This window comes from Microbacterium saperdae (genome assembly GCF_006716345.1).
Taxonomy (GTDB): domain Bacteria; phylum Actinomycetota; class Actinomycetes; order Actinomycetales; family Microbacteriaceae; genus Microbacterium; species Microbacterium saperdae.
Window position 1 is genome coordinate 1972103 of record NZ_VFOX01000001.1, and the last position, 16443, is coordinate 1988545.

The following is a 16443-nucleotide window of genomic DNA, read 5'->3' on the forward strand; positions in this document are numbered from 1 at the left end:
TTCGCAGACTGGCCGCTACGCCGGGCGAAGCCCCGTACCTCTCGGTTACCCGACCGAGAGGCAGCACCGTGGCACCAGAACGCACATCCAAGAAGCTCTACTCCACCGTCCTCGTCGAAGACGGCACCGGCCGGAAGAACCGTAAAACCCGGGAGCGGGCCGCACGGCAAGTCATCGCCCGGGAGCACGCCGAGCAGCGCGCCGCTGAGAAGGCGAAGCTCGCCGCGGAACGTGCGGAGGCGAGGTCGACGAACTACCTCCCCAGGAGCGGCGAGCCAGGGGCTGCAGCGCTCCGGTCGTATCGGGGGTTTCGGGTGCCTGCGCATCAGGACACCTCGGCCGCGCTGCAGGGTGCGTACCCGTTCCTCGCCGAAGGCGGCCTCGGTTCCCAGGGGGTGTTCGTGGGGCAGGACATGTACTCCGGCGGATCCTTCGTCTACGACCCGTGGGTGCTGTACCAGCGGGGCATCATCACGGCCCCCAACCTCGTCCTTGCCGGAATCGTCGGCTCCGGGAAGTCCTCCCTTGCCAAGTCCCTCTACACCCGGTCCATCCCGTTCGGTCGCCGCGTCTATGTCCCCGGGGATCCGAAGGGCGAGCACACGGCGGTTGCGGAGGCGGTGGGTGGGAAGGCGATCGTCCTCGGCCACGGCATCCGGAACCGTCTCAACCCACTTGACGAGGGCTACCGGCCCGGCGGGCTCTCCGACGCAGAGTGGGCGTCCACGGTCGCCTCTCGTCGCCGTGACCTGATCGGCGCCCTCGCCGAGACCGTCCTCGAGCGGTCGTTGTCGCCGTTGGAGCACACGGTCATCGATATCGCGCTCCAAGCCGTCGTCGCGAGTAACGATGTGCCGATCCTGCCGATGGTCGTCGACCGCATCCTCACCCCCGACCCGAGCGACGACGAACGTCTCGCCGAGGACGGGCGGATGGTCGGTCACGCGCTGCGCCGCCTCGTGTCCGGCGACCTCCAAGGACTGTTCGATGGGCCATCGACCGTGACGTTTGACCCGACGTTGCCGATGATCACCCTCGACCTGTCCCGCGTCGTCGAAAACTCCACCCTCATCAGCGTGCTGATGACCTGTTCCAGTGCGTGGATGGAATCCGCGCTCCTGGACCCGAACGGCGGGCAGAGGTGGGTGGTCTACGACGAGGCTTGGCGTCTCATGTCGCATCCGGCGTTGTTGAAGCGGATGGACGCGCACTGGCGGCTCGCCCGCCACTACGGGATCGCGAACCTGCTGATCTTCCACAAGCTCACCGACCTCGACAACGTCGGCGACCACGGCTCCGCCATGCGATCCCTCGCCAACAGCCTCCTCGCCAACGCGGAGTCGCGGATCATCTACCGCCAAGAATCCGACCAGATCGGCACCACCGGCAAGACCCTCGGACTCACCGGCACCGAACAGAAACTCCTCCCGTCCCTGGGGACCGGGCAGGGGCTCTGGCGGATCAAAGAATCGTCATACGTCGTTCAGCATCAGTTGCACCCGGAGGAGTTGCGGGCCTTCGACACCACCCAGCGGATGACTCGGAAACCCCGCAAGTTCAAGAATCCCGAAGCCTGAATCGCGGGAACATGTGGGTCGTGGTCGTGATTTCCGTGGTGTGAATCCGCATGTTCATGCTAGCTACGGATTCAGGTTTAGCGACGCGGTGAGTGCGCGCCGCGACTGGTGAGCCAGCGTTCGAGTTCGAATCGAAATGGTTCGGGGCGCTCGATCCACGGGTAATGGCCGCAGTCATCGATGAGAAGGAGTTCAGCGCGGAGTGCCGTGGCGAATGCGCGGACTGTCTCGACGCCGCTCAGGATGTCGTCCGCGCCGCCGAGCACGAGGGTGGGAGGGAGTGTCGTGTTCTGGATGCGCGCCGCGGCGTCCGCTGGAATGTCCCGGAACCATGCGTGCGCTGCGGCAAGCGACATGCTTCCCACCTGCGCGTGCTGCCGTTCGGCTGTGGTCCATCGGGCATACCCCGCTGCAGCCTCGGCCCTCCAGGCGTGCTGGAATGCGTTCTCGTCGGCGGGCTCAACGTTCATCGAGGCAAGGGCCTCGATAATCTCAGGCTCGGGTCGTCGTGTTGCGATGGCGGCGCCGTCGTGCGGGGTTTCTGTCAGCCATGCGGCGGCGGGAGTCACGAGTGCGAGCGACCGCAGGCGTTCAGGGAACCGCGTCGCCAGCGAAAGCGCTACACGTGTCCCCGCAGAGTGAGCGATCACGTCGACGGTGGAGAGTCCGAGCTGGTCGATCACGGCGATCGCGTCGGCCGCGTCAGTCCACCACCCTCGTGACAGTCCACCGGTTGAAGGTGTGCCACGAAAATGAACAACCGCAAGCGGTCGGTTCTCCGCGAGTCCAGCAAGGTCACCAAGATAGACGGGATCCCGGCACGGGCCTCCGGGGAGGATAAGCACCGGGTCACCACTTGCACGGGGGTTCGCTCCGACCAGGTCGAACCCGATCGGTGCCCCGTCGTCGGATTCCGCTTGCTCCACGTGATGAGTCTACTGGGGCATCCATGTCGGGGGCTCGGTTTGAGGGCGACCCATCGCGCGGGGAGGTGACGCTAGTTGGATTGGGGGCCAACCGAGACCGCTGGTCGCTGCTCCAGGGTGCTGACATAGCGCAGTGCGGTGTCGATACTGACGCCGAACAAGTCGCAGATGCGGCGGACGTCGCCGCCGGTCTTCTCGACCTCGTAGAGAATGCGATCGGTGCACAGCGCTTGCACGGTGACGCCTGCGCAACGCACCTCACGGGCATGAAGACCTGCAATGAAGATACTGCTGTAGAGACAAATCCCCGCGAGTTCACGAATCCTGAGCTCTCCGGAGACCTGTCTTGAGCGTAAGCGGACCCGCCCCGGAGCACCAAGGTCCGGACGATACGAGCAGCGTGTCGGAGGAGGATGTGGTGCGGAACATGATGGCGCTCGGTGACGGGTTGCATCGGATCGAGCAGCACTCCCAGGACCGGTTGATGCTGTTGTCTGAGGATCCGGAGACGTTCGGGGCTGGGCATTTCGTGCTGTATCCCTTGCACGGGTCCTCGCCGCGGTTCGCGATAGAGGAGCAGTATCCGCCCGGGGTCGACTGGTCTGACGAGGACCGGGTCCCGGTGTCGTGGACGTGGGCATCCGAGGCTCGGCTTCCGCAACCGGATGGGAGCTGGCCGTGGGTGACGCTCGCCGAGGGGCAGGTCGCGTCCGGTGACTACGAGACGCTGCTGCAGATCACGGGTGGGTGGGCGGATGCGCTGTGCGAGTTCATTGCCCGGGAGGAAGCCCTCACCACCGCCCCCGTCGCAGACGACGGGGTGGGGCGTTCGGGGCCGGGTCGCACCTTCCTGGCATGACCCTTCGACGCCAACGCCAGTCCCAGCCGCACTCCGTGACCTCGAAGCCGGGGGTGGTGGTGCCTGCGGTGTTGCCGCAGATCCTCCTCGAAGCCGTGAACGCCGACACTCTGATCGTGACGGTGAATGGTGACCGTCTCGCCGCTACTCCGATCCGCCGAGACGAGATCTCCGAAACGGTGACGGAGCTCGTCGCCCGCCTCGCATCGCCGACCCGGGTCGAGGTGCGAGAACTGGACGGCAGCATCCACGCGGACATCCTCACCCCGCCCGCGTCGGAGCCGCGGTCGCCGTTCGCTCCGCCGGAAGGCGACGCACCCGCACCGGTGACGGTGCCGAGCCTTCTGGAGTTCACCGCGGACGGGTTCGTTCCCGGTGAAGACGTCGCCGTCGCCCTGATCCTGCGTCACAGTTCCGCTGGCCCCACCGGGACGGCACGCACCTTGATCGACCGCGCCGAGCAGCCCGTCATCAGCGGTGAGGTGATCTTGCTGGGGCGGATCTCCGGCACCACCTCGGTGCAGCGGATCGACTGACCGTCCGGCGCATGCACTCGTCGTCGTACCTGTTGTCCTGACCCTGCCTCTTTCCGTTCTGCGGGGTCGGGAAGGTGCGTTCATTGTGTCTGGTCCTGTGCAGGCGAAACCCGCCAACGATCTCTTCATCAACCTCACTCTCGGAGCCCTGGTCGCAGCCGCCGTGTTCACCGGGATCCTGCGTGTCGCGGGCTCGGTCGCCGCGTTCCTCACTGGGCTCCCTGAACCGGCCGGCGGGTTCACGACCGGCCTCGCCGTCCTCGCCACCCCAGCAGACCCGGGTGCGGCGCTCGGCGCGGAAGGCCTGAACCCGTTCGCCTACTGGGCGGTCGTCACCGGGTTCCTCAGTGTGCTCGGAACAGCGGGGTTCTTTGTGGTTCGGGCGGTTCACCGTTCCCGGTCGAAGACGGACCCACACCGGCTCGCAGGCACCGCCACCGCCGCCGAGGTCGCTCGCGTCGCCTCCCCGAAGGCCCTGGTGAAGAAGGCTGCGACGTTGCGGCCCTCGCTCACCGGGACGCCGGCACCGAGCGACGTCGGGTATCTCCTCGGCACGGGGAAGGGAGGGCAGGTGTGGGCGACGGTTGAGGACTCGATCCTGCTGATCGGTCCTCCCAGGTCGGGGAAGGGTCTGCATGTGGTGATCAACGCGATCCTCGACGCACCCGGCGCGGTCATCACCACTAGCACCCGCCCGGACAATCTCACCGCGACGTTGAAGGCACGCGGGAAGAAGGGGAAGGTGGCGGTGTTCGACCCGCAGCAGCTCGCCCCGGGACTCCCTGCGGGGATGCGGTGGTCACCGGTGCGAGGCTGCCAGGACCCGCTCACGGCGATGATCCGCGCGAAAGGCCTCGCCACCGCCACCGGATTCGGCGGGGTCCAAGACGCCGGGTTCTGGGAAGGGAAGACCACAGCCGCCATTCAAACCCTTCTCCATGCTGCCGCTCTCGACGGTAGGGATGCGAAGACCCTGTACCAGTGGGCGCTGAACCCGACCCTCGCCGCCGACGCCGTAAGGGTGCTGTCCTCTCATCCGGGGGCCGCCGAGGGGTGGGCGGATTCGTTGGATGCGATGGTGCAGGCAGACCCGCGCACGAGGGACTCGATCTGGCAGGGCGTGTCCCTCGCGTTCTCGGCCCTCGCAGACCCTCGCGTCCTGGACGCCGTCTCCCCAGGAGCGGGTGAGGAGTTTGACCCGGAGGAGTTTCTCCTCGGCAACGGGACTCTCTACCTCCTGGCCACGGGTGCGGGGGCTGGGGCGTCGTCGGCGTTGGTGGCGGCGTTCATTGAAGACCTCGTCGAGACCGCCCGGAAGATCGCCGCACGTTCACCCGGTGCACGCATGGACCCACCTCTGCTGCTTGCTCTGGATGAGATCGGGAACCTCGCCCCGTTGCCCAGCCTGCCGACGTTGATGGCGGAAGGCGGCGGCACCGGCATCACCCCACTCCCGGTCCTGCAGTCCCTGGCCCAGGCGCGGGAGAAGTGGGGTGAGAACCAAGCGAATGCGATCTGGGACGCGTCCATCGTCAAGATCATCCTCGGCGGAGCCTCCAACTCCCGAGACCTGCAAGACCTCTCCACGCTGATCGGCGACCGGGACGAGACTACCGACTCCGTCACGACGGACGCGTATGGGGCGCACTCGTCGCAGCGGTCGATCCGGCGGATGCCGATCCTCCCACCGGACGTCCTGCGCACTCTTCCGTTCGGGACCGGAGTCGTGATGCTCCGCACCGCCCGCCCTATCGTCACGGACCTACGCCCATGGCCGAAACGCGTTGACGCGAGGCAACTCCGCGCGGACCGGGGCGAGGTAGAGCAGCTGTTGCAGGGCGGTGCCCGGTAGTCGCGGGGTGGGGTTCGTACCTGTCTGGTGACCCCGCAAATTGCGCGGTCACAAGCAGGTTGGGAGACCCACGATGACGATTCGTACGAAGGAGTCCCTGTCGGGGTTCCTTGCCACTGACCCGGAGCTGTCGTTCACCCGTACCGGTGACGCCCGGATGTATGCGCGGGTGAGGCAGGAGCATTTCCAGCGTGAGGAGGATGGCTCGTTTACTCGGTTGGAGTCGACATTCACGGACTTGGTGATGTTCCGCAAGTCCGCCGAACGCGCGCACGCCCAGTTTCAGAAGGGTGATGCTTTCATCGCCGAGGGTGAGACCCGCACCTACACGCAGACCGTCGACGGGACTGAGGTTGAGCGGGAACAGTTCATCGCTGCCCGTGTCGGGCACGACAACAACATCACCCGTTACGACGTGGACCGCACCCCGCCCGAACGCGAGGCTCCGCAGCAGGAGACACCGGTGCGCGAACAGGTGCAGCAGGCGCTCGCCGAGAGGGAGGCGCAGCTCGACCCGGAACCACCTGCCGCGACCGCGAGTACCGGCACGGTGCAGCGCGAGGCGGTCGCCCGATAAGCCGCGGGTGCGGCGACCAGCCCCCACCACCTCCGCCTGGCCGCCGCACCCGCCCCTGCTCTTCGCCGCGTCCTTCGCGGCTCTCCTTCTTCTTCTCGCTTTGTTCCGGGAGCTTTCTGATGAACACCGACAACCCCACACCACCCGACCTGCCCGCTACCGATCTGCCTGATGCCGATCCGACCGTGCAGGAGCCTGACTTCGACGGGATCGACCTGTCCGGGCTCCCCGCAGACGTCGCTGAGAAAGCCAGAGCGTTCGCGAAGCAGACGTTCGTGGCGGACCTGGCTAAGTCGCTCACCGCGGTGGCGCGCCCGATCAACTGGCGAACCCTCCCACCCGCAGACCTCGAGACAGAGCTCCTGGAGCTGAATGGGTGGGTGGACTGGCTCCGCCACACCTACGGCGTCCCCGCCCAGGTGGTCCCGCCGATGTGGCACCGGCACCCCGAACTCCTCTGGGAGCTCTCCGCGCTGCGCCAGCACTGGCTGTTCTGCTTCGACCCGCAAGCCAAAGGCAACCAGGCCCTCGCCTGGCACCACGACTTCAGCCTTGCGCGGGAACGGTTGCGGGACTGGGTCACGATCTCCGGCACCCGCCTGGACCGCGACCGCCCCACCCGCATCACCGCCTGGCCCGGCGGCGAATCCGAGGACTGGACCGAACCCGACACCACCGAACGCCCCGTCGCGAAACGCACGGACGACTTCCTCGCCTTCGTCGCCGAGCAGGTTGCCGCGCGTCGTGCGGAGCAGGACGCGACGATCCGTAGTGTGATCGCCGACGAGCACGGCGGCCGCTGATGGGACGAACACGGCGTCCGTATCGGCGGAAGACGGACTATGTGCCCCGGGACGAACGACGCATGAGTGTGCGGGCGGTGCATCGTGACGAGCCGGATGTGGACAAGCTGGCAGAGATGTTCATCCGTCTCGCCCTGCAACGCGTCACAGATGCGCGCACCGCGCGCGAGAGCACCGCCGCACCGTCCTCGCTGAAACCCCCGGTGCACCGGTAGAACACCGGTGCGCCAAGGTAACATCCAAGCCACGCCCCGACACCAGTAGAACCACCGGGGCGCGTATCAAAACAAGGGCGGACCCCAGCCAGGCATCACGCCACAGGCGAGGGGAATGCGGCCGCGAACCCCGGTTCCGGGGTTCGCGAATCTCGAAGTCACGCACGCGCCACCAGCACCCTCTGATTCTCGGGTCGATCGTTCTTTGCCCGTTGACTTCGAGAGGACCCCTGATGTCTGTTCAGGCCGCACTCATCCCACTCCACGATCCTTCCGGTCTGCCGATGCCCGCGCGTGACCTCGCCCAGGCGGTGTCCTATCTGCGGGTGTCCACGAAGGAGCAGGCGGAGAAGGGCGGACAGGACGAGGGGTACTCGATCCCCGCGCAGCGCGCCGCGAACCAGCACAAGGCCGAACAGATCGGCGCGATCATCATCGAGGAGTTCGTCGATGCGGGCGAGTCCGCGAAGAAAGCTGACCGGCCCGCGCTGCAAGACATGATCCGGTACGTCAAAGCCCACCGGGTGAAGTACTGCATCGTTCACAAAGTCGACCGCCTCGCCCGCAACCGTGCCGATGACGTCGCGATCCACTACGCCCTCCAAGAAGCAGGCGTCACCCTCGTCTCCGCCACCGAGAACATCGACGAAACCCCCAGTGGGATGCTGCTGCACGGGATCATGTCGACCATCGCGGAGTTCTACTCCCGCAACCTCGCCACCGAAGTCGTCAAAGGCATGACCCAGAAAGCGATGACCGGCGGCACCCCGACCAAGGCACCCGTCGGGTACCTCAACACCCTGCAGCGCGACGAGCTCGGCCGGGAAGTGCGCGGGATCGCTGTCGACCCCGACCGGGCGCACCTGGTGACCTGGGCGTTTCAGGCCTACGCGTCCGGGAACTACAGCCTCTCCGCACTCCACAAAGAACTCACTGGCAAAGGGCTCACGACCCTCCCGACGCCGAAGCGCCCTTCCAGGCCCGTCGCTCTGTCGACCGTGCACCGGATGCTGTGCAACCCGTACTACAAGGGAGACGTCGTCTACAAAGGCGTCCGCTACGACGGCGACCACCCTCGCCTGGTCGAACCCGAAGTCTGGCTCACCGTCCAAGGCGTGCTCCGTGCGCACAACCAGTCTGGAGACCGCACCCAGACCCACGACCACTACCTCAAAGGCACCGTGTTTTGCGGGCAGTGCGAATCACGGCTGATGATCAACCATGCCCGCTCCAACAGCGGCACCATCTACCCCTACTTCGTCTGCACCGGCCGACACCAGAAGACCACCGACTGCACCCAGCGCGCCCTGCACACCACCGACGTCGAAGCCCTCATCGAGGACTACTACCAGGGCATCCGTATCCCGCCCGAGACCGTCGCGGTGCTCCGCGAGACGCTCAACGTCGAACTGGACCGGCTCACCGCATCCGCCAGCGAGGAAGCCGCGGACCTCACCGCGCGGCGGGTGAAGAACCTCGCCGACCAGGAACGCATCCTCGACGCGCATTTGGCTGACGCGATCACCCTGGACCAGCTCAAGGCCCGGCAAGGCAAGCTCCGCGCCGAACTCGACACCATCGACGCACGACTCGCCGAGCACCACAACGACTACGCCGAAGCCCGCACCCACATCGGCGACTGCCTCGACCTCGCCGCCGACATCGCCAGCATCTACGCCGGATGCGACGACCAGACCCGCAGGCTCTGCAACCAGGCCTTCTTCGTCAAGATCTACATCGACGAAGACCGCACCATCCGACCCGTCCTCGCCGAGCCCTGGGACATCATCCTCGACACCGACAAGGCCCGCGACGCCCACACCTGGTCCGCAGCCCGCACCGCCGCAACGCAAAAGCCCGAAGCCCCAACACCATCCATTTGGCTGCATGTTGGAACTTCGGACATTAAGTGCCCCCGGCAGGATTCGAACCTGCGACCGGCGGATTAGAAGGCCGCTGCTCTTCCTCTGAGCTACGGAGGCGATTGCTTCTACCGTACCGCCTCACGCGCGGTGTTCCGCAGCAGGAAACCGATGTCGGGCGCGTCGATAGGATGACGGCATGGTATCTGCGTCGGAGAATGATCGACTCGTTTGGATCGACTGCGAAATGACAGGGCTCGATCTCGCGATCGATGAGCTCGTCGAAATCGCTGTGGTCATCACGGACTTCGAGCTGCGCCCTGTCGATCCCGGATTCCAGATCGTGATCCGTCCCAGCGATGCGGCACTGTCGAACATGAACGACTTCGTCACCAAGATGCACGAGAAGTCGGGACTCATCGAGGAGATCCCGCTCGGCGTCTCCCTCGCAGAGGCCGAGGCGCAGACGCTCGCCTACATCAAGAGATTCGTTCCGCTCGAACGCAAGGCCCCCTTGGCCGGCAACACGATCGGCACTGATCGGATGTTCCTCGCGAAGTACATGACCGCGGTGGATCAGTGGCTGCACTACCGGAACGTCGATGTGTCGAGCATCAAGGAGCTGTCTCGCCGCTGGTACCCCCGAGTCTTCTTCCAGGCACCGTCCAAGGACGGCGGACACCGTGCTCTCGCCGACATCCTCGAATCGATCCGCGAGCTCCGCTATTACCGGGAAGCGGTGTTCGTCGACGAGCCGGGTCCATCCAGCGACGACGCACGCGACATCGCGACCCGCACCGTGTCAGAGTTCACTCCGAACATGTAATAGACTCGTGTGGTCGCCCGCTCCGGTGGGCGCATGGTGGGTATAGCTCAGCTGGTAGAGCGCTGGCTTGTGGTGCCGGATGTCGCGGGTTCGAGTCCCGTTACTCACCCCATCACGAAAAGGTCCGAATCGAGAGATTCGGGCCTTTTCGCGTACCCGGGCAGGAAACTGTCTCGCCCCGTGCGGAATACCCTATAGGGGTATCATGTTGTTCTCGGAGCAGCAGGAAGGGACGTCATGATGACGAAACACCACGCACCGACACCCGGTACGCACCCGACACCCGCGGCGCATGCGCCCGGCCCCACCGACCTCCGTGCAGAGCACGACGCCGACGCGCGTCACCATGCCCACACGGCTCCCGACGCCCACGAAGGACATGACGCGCACTCCGGACACGGTGGCCACGCCGGCCACACGGAGCGGTTCCGGCGCCTGTTCTGGATCATGCTGGTGATCGCCGTCCCCGTCGTCGCCACTTCGCCGATGTTCGCGATGATCCTGGGGTACGCGATCCCCGGATGGGCGCAGTGGCTCGCCCCGACACTCGGCACCGTGATGTACGTCTGGGGCGGTACGCCGTTCCTGACCGGCGCAGTGGGCGAGCTCCGGTCTCGGAAGCCCGGGATGATGCTGCTCATCGCCCTCGCGATCACCGTGGCCTTCCTCGCTTCCTGGGGCGCCACCCTCGGGCTGCTGCATCATGAGCTCGAGTTCTGGTGGGAGCTCGCGCTGCTCATCGTGATCATGCTGCTCGGGCACTGGATCGAGATGCGCTCGCTCGCCCAGACGACATCCGCTCTGGACTCGCTCGCCGCCCTTCTTCCGGACGAAGCCGAACGCGTCGATGGAGATCAGATCGTCACCGTCTCGCCGTCCCAGCTGGGCCTCGGTGACGTCGTCGTCGTCCGTCCGGGAGGACGACTCCCGGCCGACGGCATCGTGATCGAAGGAAGCGCGAGCATCGATGAGTCGATGATCACGGGAGAGTCTGCGCCCGTACGCCGCGATGCGGGCGATCGAGTGATCGCGGGCACCGTCGCGACCGACTCGGGTCTCCGGGTCGAAGTCACGGCGATCGGCGGCGACACTGCCCTGGCCGGCATCCAGAAGCTCGTGGCGGATGCGCAGGCGTCCTCTTCCCGCGCACAGCGCCTCGCCGACCGTGCCGCCGCATGGTTGTTCTGGTTCGCCCTCGGGGCAGCGGCGATCACGGCGATCGTATGGACACTCATCGGCGCGCCGGACGAGGCGGTCATCCGCTCGATCACCGTCCTGGTGATCGCCTGCCCACACGCTCTCGGCCTCGCCATCCCTCTCGTCGTGTCCATCGCGACCGAGCGTGCCGCCCGAGCAGGGATCCTGGTCAAGGATCGGCTGGCGCTGGAGAGCATGCGCACCGTCGACACCGTGCTGTTCGACAAGACCGGGACACTCACGAAGGGCGCCCCGGCAGTCACGGGGATCGAGGCTGTCGCGCCGTTCACGCCCGATGCGCTGATCGCCCTTGCCGCTGCCGCCGAGCGCGACTCGGAGCACCCTCTGGCGAAAGCGATCGTGCGCGCGGCGCAGGATCGCAGCCTCACGATCCCGCCATCCACCGGGTTCTCCTCCTCTCCCGCTGTCGGAGTCAGCGCGCACGTGGACGGAAGACAGGTGGAGGTGGGTGGGCCGCATCTGCTTGCCGTCACCGACGCCTCCGAGCTCGGCGTCGCGGACGTCTGGCGCACCGAGGGAGCGATCATCCTCCACGTGATGATCGACCAGCGCGTGGTCGGTGCGCTGCGACTCGCCGACGAGATCCGGGAGGAATCACGCCAGGCCATCGATGCCCTCCAGCGCGGCGGGGTCGAGGTCGTCATGATCACAGGTGATGCAGAAGCCGTGGCGCAGCATGTGGCTGCCCAGCTCGGCATCGAGCGGGTGTTCGCCGGCGTGCGTCCCGAGGACAAGGCCTCGCGGGTGCGTGAACTTCAGGGCGAAGGCAGGACCGTCGCGATGGTGGGAGACGGGGTGAACGACGCCCCTGCCCTTGCCCAGGCAGACGTCGGATTGGCCATCGGGGCCGGGACCGACGTCGCCATCGCGTCCGCGGGGGTGATCCTCGCGAGCGACGACCCTCGAGCCGTGCTGTCCGTCATGGCACTCTCTCGCGCGAGCTACCGCAAGATGAGACAGAACCTGTGGTGGGCCGCCGGATACAACCTGCTCTCCGTGCCGCTGGCGGCCGGAGTTCTGGCGCCGATCGGCTTCGTCCTGCCGATGTCGGTGGGCGCGGTGCTGATGTCGCTCTCGACGATCGTCGTCGCGCTGAACGCGCAGTTGCTTCGTCGTGTCGACTTGCGCCCGTGGCGCACGTCCGCCGTCCGTTGAGTGCGCCGGCGGCGGCCGGGACGAGCCCTAGACTGACGAGGTGTCACTCGCTGTCTGGTTCTCCCTGCTGACCGCCTGCGTGGTGATCAGCTTCACTCCGGGCGCCGGGGCGATCAACACCATGTCCAACGCCCTCAGTCAGGGGTGGAAACGATCGATCTGGGGCATCATCGGGCAACAGCTCGCCCTGATCGTGCATGTGGTGATCGTCGCCGCAGGTGTGGGTCTGCTCGTCTCGCAGTCCGAGGTCCTGTTCAACGTCATCCGCTACGCGGGTGCGGCATATCTGGTCTTCCTCGGCATCCGGCTGATCCTCTCGAAGCCCAGCGCGATCGAGGTCGACGACGTCACCGTGATCGATACCCGCGAGAGCCACTGGTCGATGATCAGACGCGGGTTCTGGGTGAATCTGCTCAACCCGAAGGCGATCGTCTTCTTCCTCGCGTTCATCCCTCAGTTCATCCGGCTGGACGAACCGCAGCTCCCCCAGTACCTGACGTTGATCGGCACCGTCATCGTGGTCGACGTGCTGGTCATGTGGGGCTTCTTCGCCGCCGCAGCGCGCCCGTTCCGCCGCCTCACGCGCTCTCCGCGCGGCCAGCGCACGCTGAACACGGTTTTCGGCGCTCTGTTCATCGCCGTCGCAGGACTCCTGGTCTTCCTGCACTGAGCGCCTCCCCGTCTCCGCCGGCGCGCAGCCGTCTAGGCTGGAACGTGATGGAGATGGATGCCGTGGCCTTCGAGGCCCTCGTGATCGACGAACTCGACCGTCTGCCTGACGACATGGTGGATGGTCTCGAGAACGTCGTCTTCGTCGTCGAGGACCGCCCCGAGGACGGGACACTCGACCTGCTGGGGCTCTACGACGGCCTGGCACTCACGGAGCGGACTCAGTACGGCATGGGCGAGCTCCCGGACCGGATCATCGTGTTCCGGGAACCCCACCTGGCCGAGTGCGATAACGAGGAGGAACTCCGACAGGAGATCCACACCACCCTCGTGCATGAGATCGCCCACTTCTACGGCATAGATGACGAACAACTGCACGAGCTGGGATGGGCATGACCACTCCCCTCGCGACCCCGGACCTGGACGAGGTCACCGACCTCCGTGCGGCGCCCCTGGAGCCCTGGCAGGTCGTCGTCTGGAACGATCCGGTCAATCTCATGAGCTATGTGGTGCGGGTCTTCCGGACTTACTTCGGATACAGCCAGGATCGCGCGACCGCACTGATGCTCTCGGTGCATCACGACGGACACGCCATCGTCGCCACCGGGCCGCGCGAGACCATGGAGGTACACGCGCAGGCGATGCATGACTACGGGCTCTGGGCGACGGTGCGAAAGGCCCCGCTGTGACCACGACCACGCTCGTCATCCCCCTCGCGTATCTCGAGGGGGTCCACCTGGCGCAGCTGGTGGAGGACTTCGCCGAACTCGTCGGGGCAGACCGCGATGTTCAGGACCCGGCGATCGTGCGTCTGACGCCCAGCCCCTACCCCGAGGATCGGGAGGCCGCTGATTCCTTCGCCGCGAGCACTCGTGAGGACCTCCTCGATCGTCGGCTCCTCGACGCGCAGACCGTCCGCAACGCGCTCGGCGCGTTCCGGGCGGACGGAGATCTCTCCGAGGAGGAGGCGCTGGCCTCGCATGACGTGGTCATCCGCACCACGGATGTCGATGCATGGATGCGAACGCTCACGGCACTGCGCCTGGTCATCGCGACCCGGCTCGGTATCGTGTCCGACGACGACCACGACGCGGAGGATGACCGCTACGGCATCTACGACTGGCTCGGATACCGTCTGGAGACAGTGATCCAGGCCGCTGACGAGGTCAGCTGAACCATCGTCGCTGCTAGGGGATCTCGACGATCCGCGTCGCGTGCGCACGCGGGGCGTCGCGATCCACATGGCGCAGTTCCTGCGCGGCCCACCTGTCCCAGTGCGGGCGGTAGGTCTCGCCGTCGCGCGCGAGAGCCCTCGCCTTTCTCACCGGATCCGCTGCATCCACCCAGATGCGCACGTCGGCGAGTGCGGCAGTGGCAGGCGTCAACGCACCGCTGCCCTCGATGATCACCCCGAGCGCCGGATCGACGGCGTTGCTCTCGGCCGGCGCTCCCTGCTCCCAATCCCAACGGTTCCAGGTGCCCAGGTATCCGCGGCCATGGGGGCGCAGAACGCCGTCGAGGACATGTGCGACTCCGTCGTCCAGCCCGTCCCACCCCGGGTACAGCGAGTCGAGCGCGATGACCTGTACGCGTCCCGCCAAGGGCCACTGCCGTGCCACCCTGGCCGCCAACGACGATTTCCCGGCACCGCTTCGTCCATCGATGAGCACGACCGGATTCGCAGCCGCGACGGCACGGATGTCCTGCTCGATCAGGAGCGCGGCACGCTCCAGTGCGGCCGCGACGGGATCGTCACTTCTTGAGGGCACGGATGATGCGGCTGAACGCGCGACCGGTGACCCAGATGAAGGGCACGGCGACGACGAGAAGCGTGATGATGTTCGGTTCGAAGCGGAGGCCTTCCTCGCGGCGCACGTACACGCCGACCGGAATCGACACTCCGCCACCGCCCCCACCCTCTGCTCCGTCGCCGCTTCCGCCTCCGAAGCCCGAGTACGTGAAGGCGACCGGTGTGATGCTGACGCCGTCGACGTCCTGCGTCTCGCCGTAGGCGCTCTTCACGCCGAAGGTTGCAGCTTGCTTTCCGAGTTCCAGTGCGATGTTCGGCATGGTCCCACGGTACTCGACAGAAGGGATGTGTGCGGGGTCAGTCGACGCCGTGCGCCTTCGGGTGCTGCACGGCGCCGCGCCCATCGTCGCGTCCGAGGTGCCGTGCCCGTGTGATCGTGGCATTGCCGAAACGGGCGACCGCGTCGTCGACAGCGCCCTCGACCCGTCGCCAGTCCTCGTCGTCATCCCACAATCCGAGGCCGCCTCCCCCTGCGGGACGGAGCTTCTCGGCACGGACCCCGACGAGACGAACGGGGTCGCGGCGCTCGATCTGTTCGAACAGCGCGTTCGCGGATTCGCCGATCCGTTGACCCACCGCTGTGGGCTCCGCCAGCGTCTGCGAGCGGTTGAGCGTGCGGAAGTCGTCGAAGCGCACCTTGATCGACACGGTGCCGGCTTCCCACCCGGCGCGGCGCAACCGGGCGGCGACGCGATCCGCGAGCCGCAGCAGCTCGCCACGGAGGAACTCCCGGTCGAGGATGTCGTGCTCGAAGGTCTCCTCGTGGCCGACGCTCTTCTCGACGCGATCGGTTTCGATCACCCGGGCGTCCTGCCCTCGTGCGAGTTGCACGAGTCGTGCGCTCAGTGCAGCTCCGACCGCGCGATCGAGCATCTCGCTCGGTGCATCCCGGATGTCCTTGATGGTCCTGATACCGCGCGCTTCGAGCGCCTCTGCGGCTTTCGGGCCCACGCCCCACATCGCCCGGACCGGCCGCGGGGAGAGGAAGTCGAGAGTATCGGCGGCGGCGACCACCAGCATGCCGTCGGGCTTCGCCACCGTCGACGCCATCTTCGCCACGTGCTTCGTCGCCGCGACCCCGACGCTGCAGGTGATGCCGACCTCTTCGCTCACGCGCGCGCGGATGAGCGCCGCGATCTGCGAGGGACTCCCCCAGAGACGTCGGACTCCCTGTACGTCGAGGAACGCCTCGTCGACAGACAGCGGTTCCACGAGCGGCGTGAACGATTCGAAGATCGCCATCACCTGACGCGACACCTCTTGATAGCGATGGAAGTGCGGCATCACGATACGCGCGGTCGGACACAGCCGCATCGCCTGCGCGACCGGCATCGCGGCCCGCACACCGTAGCGCCGCGCCTCGTAGGAGGCGCTGGATACCACGGATCGGCCGTCCGGGGCACCGATGATCAGCGGCAGGCCTCGCAGGCCGGGGTCATCGAGCACTTCGACTGCCGCGTAGAACGCGTCCATGTCGACGTGCAGAATACGGGTGCCGGTGTCGTCGGCATCCACGGACGAGACAGTCCGCCCTCTGCCGTCGCCCTGTCCCATGAGA

Annotated in this window: 18 protein-coding genes and 2 tRNA genes; 15 read left to right on the forward strand and 5 right to left on the reverse strand. The window is 66.6% G+C overall.

Annotated features, from left to right (window positions below):
• The first annotated feature begins 68 nt into the window (after positions 1-68).
• Positions 69-1577, forward strand: a complete 1509-nt coding sequence (locus tag FB560_RS09415) for an ATP-binding protein (protein ID WP_141872121.1) — start codon at positions 69-71, stop codon at positions 1575-1577.
• A 77-nt stretch (positions 1578-1654) separates the two neighbouring features.
• Here FB560_RS09415 and FB560_RS09420 read toward each other — a convergent pair whose 3' ends face one another.
• Positions 1655-2503 (reverse strand): alpha/beta fold hydrolase, encoded by an 849-nt coding sequence (locus tag FB560_RS09420; RefSeq protein WP_229673144.1) that lies wholly within the window; start codon positions 2501-2503, stop codon positions 1655-1657.
• A gap of 418 nt (positions 2504-2921) precedes the next feature.
• Between FB560_RS09420 and FB560_RS09425 the strand changes: the two genes are divergently transcribed.
• The 7 genes from FB560_RS09425 (at position 2922) to FB560_RS09450 (ending at position 9294) form a co-directional block, all read left to right on the forward strand.
• Positions 2922-3362 (forward strand): hypothetical protein, encoded by a 441-nt coding sequence (locus FB560_RS09425; protein WP_141872122.1) that lies wholly within the window; start codon positions 2922-2924, stop codon positions 3360-3362.
• Positions 3359-3898, forward strand: a complete 540-nt coding sequence (locus FB560_RS09430; RefSeq protein ID WP_141872123.1) for a hypothetical protein — start codon at positions 3359-3361, stop codon at positions 3896-3898. Before FB560_RS09425 ends, FB560_RS09430 begins: the two co-directional genes overlap by 4 nt.
• 85 nt (positions 3899-3983) lie before the next feature.
• The gene (locus FB560_RS09435; RefSeq protein WP_188895158.1) at positions 3984-5750 is read left to right on the forward strand and encodes a type IV secretory system conjugative DNA transfer family protein; all 1767 of its coding nucleotides are present in this window, start codon (positions 3984-3986) and stop codon (positions 5748-5750) included.
• 73 nt (positions 5751-5823) lie between these two features.
• Positions 5824-6327, forward strand: a complete 504-nt coding sequence (locus FB560_RS09440) for a single-stranded DNA-binding protein (RefSeq protein WP_141872124.1) — start codon at positions 5824-5826, stop codon at positions 6325-6327.
• Positions 6328-6446: 119 nt separating this feature from the next.
• Positions 6447-7130, forward strand: coding sequence for a hypothetical protein (locus tag FB560_RS09445; protein WP_141872125.1), 684 nt, complete (start codon positions 6447-6449; stop codon positions 7128-7130).
• Positions 7131-7192: 62 nt separating this feature from the next.
• The gene (locus tag FB560_RS20685; protein ID WP_170198098.1) at positions 7193-7345 is read left to right on the forward strand and encodes a hypothetical protein; all 153 of its coding nucleotides are present in this window, start codon (positions 7193-7195) and stop codon (positions 7343-7345) included.
• 284 nt (positions 7346-7629) lie between these two features.
• A complete protein-coding gene (locus FB560_RS09450; protein ID WP_141873196.1) occupies positions 7630-9294 on the forward strand; it encodes a recombinase family protein in 1665 nt (554 codons plus the stop codon).
• Here FB560_RS09450 and FB560_RS09455 read toward each other — a convergent pair.
• Positions 9256-9327 (reverse strand) — tRNA-Arg (locus FB560_RS09455). The two genes, FB560_RS09450 and FB560_RS09455, sit on opposite strands and share 39 nt — an antisense overlap.
• 79 nt (positions 9328-9406) lie before the next feature.
• Between FB560_RS09455 and orn the strand changes: the two genes are divergently transcribed.
• The 7 genes from orn (at position 9407) to FB560_RS09490 (ending at position 14249) form a co-directional block, all read left to right on the forward strand.
• Positions 9407-10033, forward strand: a complete 627-nt coding sequence (gene orn / locus FB560_RS09460) for an oligoribonuclease (protein ID WP_141872126.1) — start codon at positions 9407-9409, stop codon at positions 10031-10033.
• Between the two features lie 36 nt (positions 10034-10069).
• Positions 10070-10145 (forward strand) — tRNA-His (locus FB560_RS09465).
• 125 nt (positions 10146-10270) lie between these two features.
• Positions 10271-12406 (forward strand): heavy metal translocating P-type ATPase, encoded by a 2136-nt coding sequence (locus FB560_RS09470; RefSeq protein ID WP_141872127.1) that lies wholly within the window; start codon positions 10271-10273, stop codon positions 12404-12406.
• A gap of 40 nt (positions 12407-12446) precedes the next feature.
• Positions 12447-13076: a LysE family transporter gene (locus FB560_RS09475; protein WP_141872128.1), complete on the forward strand. Its 630-nt coding sequence runs from the start codon at positions 12447-12449 to the stop codon at positions 13074-13076.
• Positions 13077-13123: 47 nt separating this feature from the next.
• Positions 13124-13471 carry a metallopeptidase family protein gene (locus tag FB560_RS09480; protein WP_141872129.1) on the forward strand — a complete coding sequence of 116 codons (348 nt, stop codon included), beginning with the start codon at positions 13124-13126 and terminating at the stop codon, positions 13469-13471.
• Positions 13468-13764, forward strand: a complete 297-nt coding sequence (gene clpS, locus FB560_RS09485) for an ATP-dependent Clp protease adapter ClpS (protein WP_188895157.1) — start codon at positions 13468-13470, stop codon at positions 13762-13764. Before FB560_RS09480 ends, clpS begins: the two co-directional genes overlap by 4 nt.
• The gene (locus FB560_RS09490; protein WP_141872131.1) at positions 13761-14249 is read left to right on the forward strand and encodes a DUF2017 family protein; all 489 of its coding nucleotides are present in this window, start codon (positions 13761-13763) and stop codon (positions 14247-14249) included. Before clpS ends, FB560_RS09490 begins: the two co-directional genes overlap by 4 nt.
• 13 nt (positions 14250-14262) lie before the next feature.
• On the opposite strand, the gene FB560_RS09495 is transcribed toward FB560_RS09490, so the two are convergent.
• From FB560_RS09495 to dinB, 3 genes are read right to left on the reverse strand one after another with little or no spacing between them, the layout of a single operon-like run.
• The gene (locus FB560_RS09495) at positions 14263-14844 is read right to left on the reverse strand and encodes a nucleoside/nucleotide kinase family protein (RefSeq protein WP_141872132.1); all 582 of its coding nucleotides are present in this window, start codon (positions 14842-14844) and stop codon (positions 14263-14265) included.
• Positions 14828-15145 carry a hypothetical protein gene (locus tag FB560_RS09500; protein ID WP_141872133.1) on the reverse strand — a complete coding sequence of 106 codons (318 nt, stop codon included), beginning with the start codon at positions 15143-15145 and terminating at the stop codon, positions 14828-14830. Before FB560_RS09500 ends, FB560_RS09495 begins: the two co-directional genes overlap by 17 nt.
• Before the next feature lie 37 nt (positions 15146-15182).
• On the reverse strand, positions 15183-16439 hold the full coding sequence (gene dinB / locus FB560_RS09505) for a DNA polymerase IV (protein ID WP_141872134.1): 1257 nt from the start codon (positions 16437-16439) through the stop codon (positions 15183-15185).
• Positions 16440-16443 lie beyond the last annotated feature (4 nt).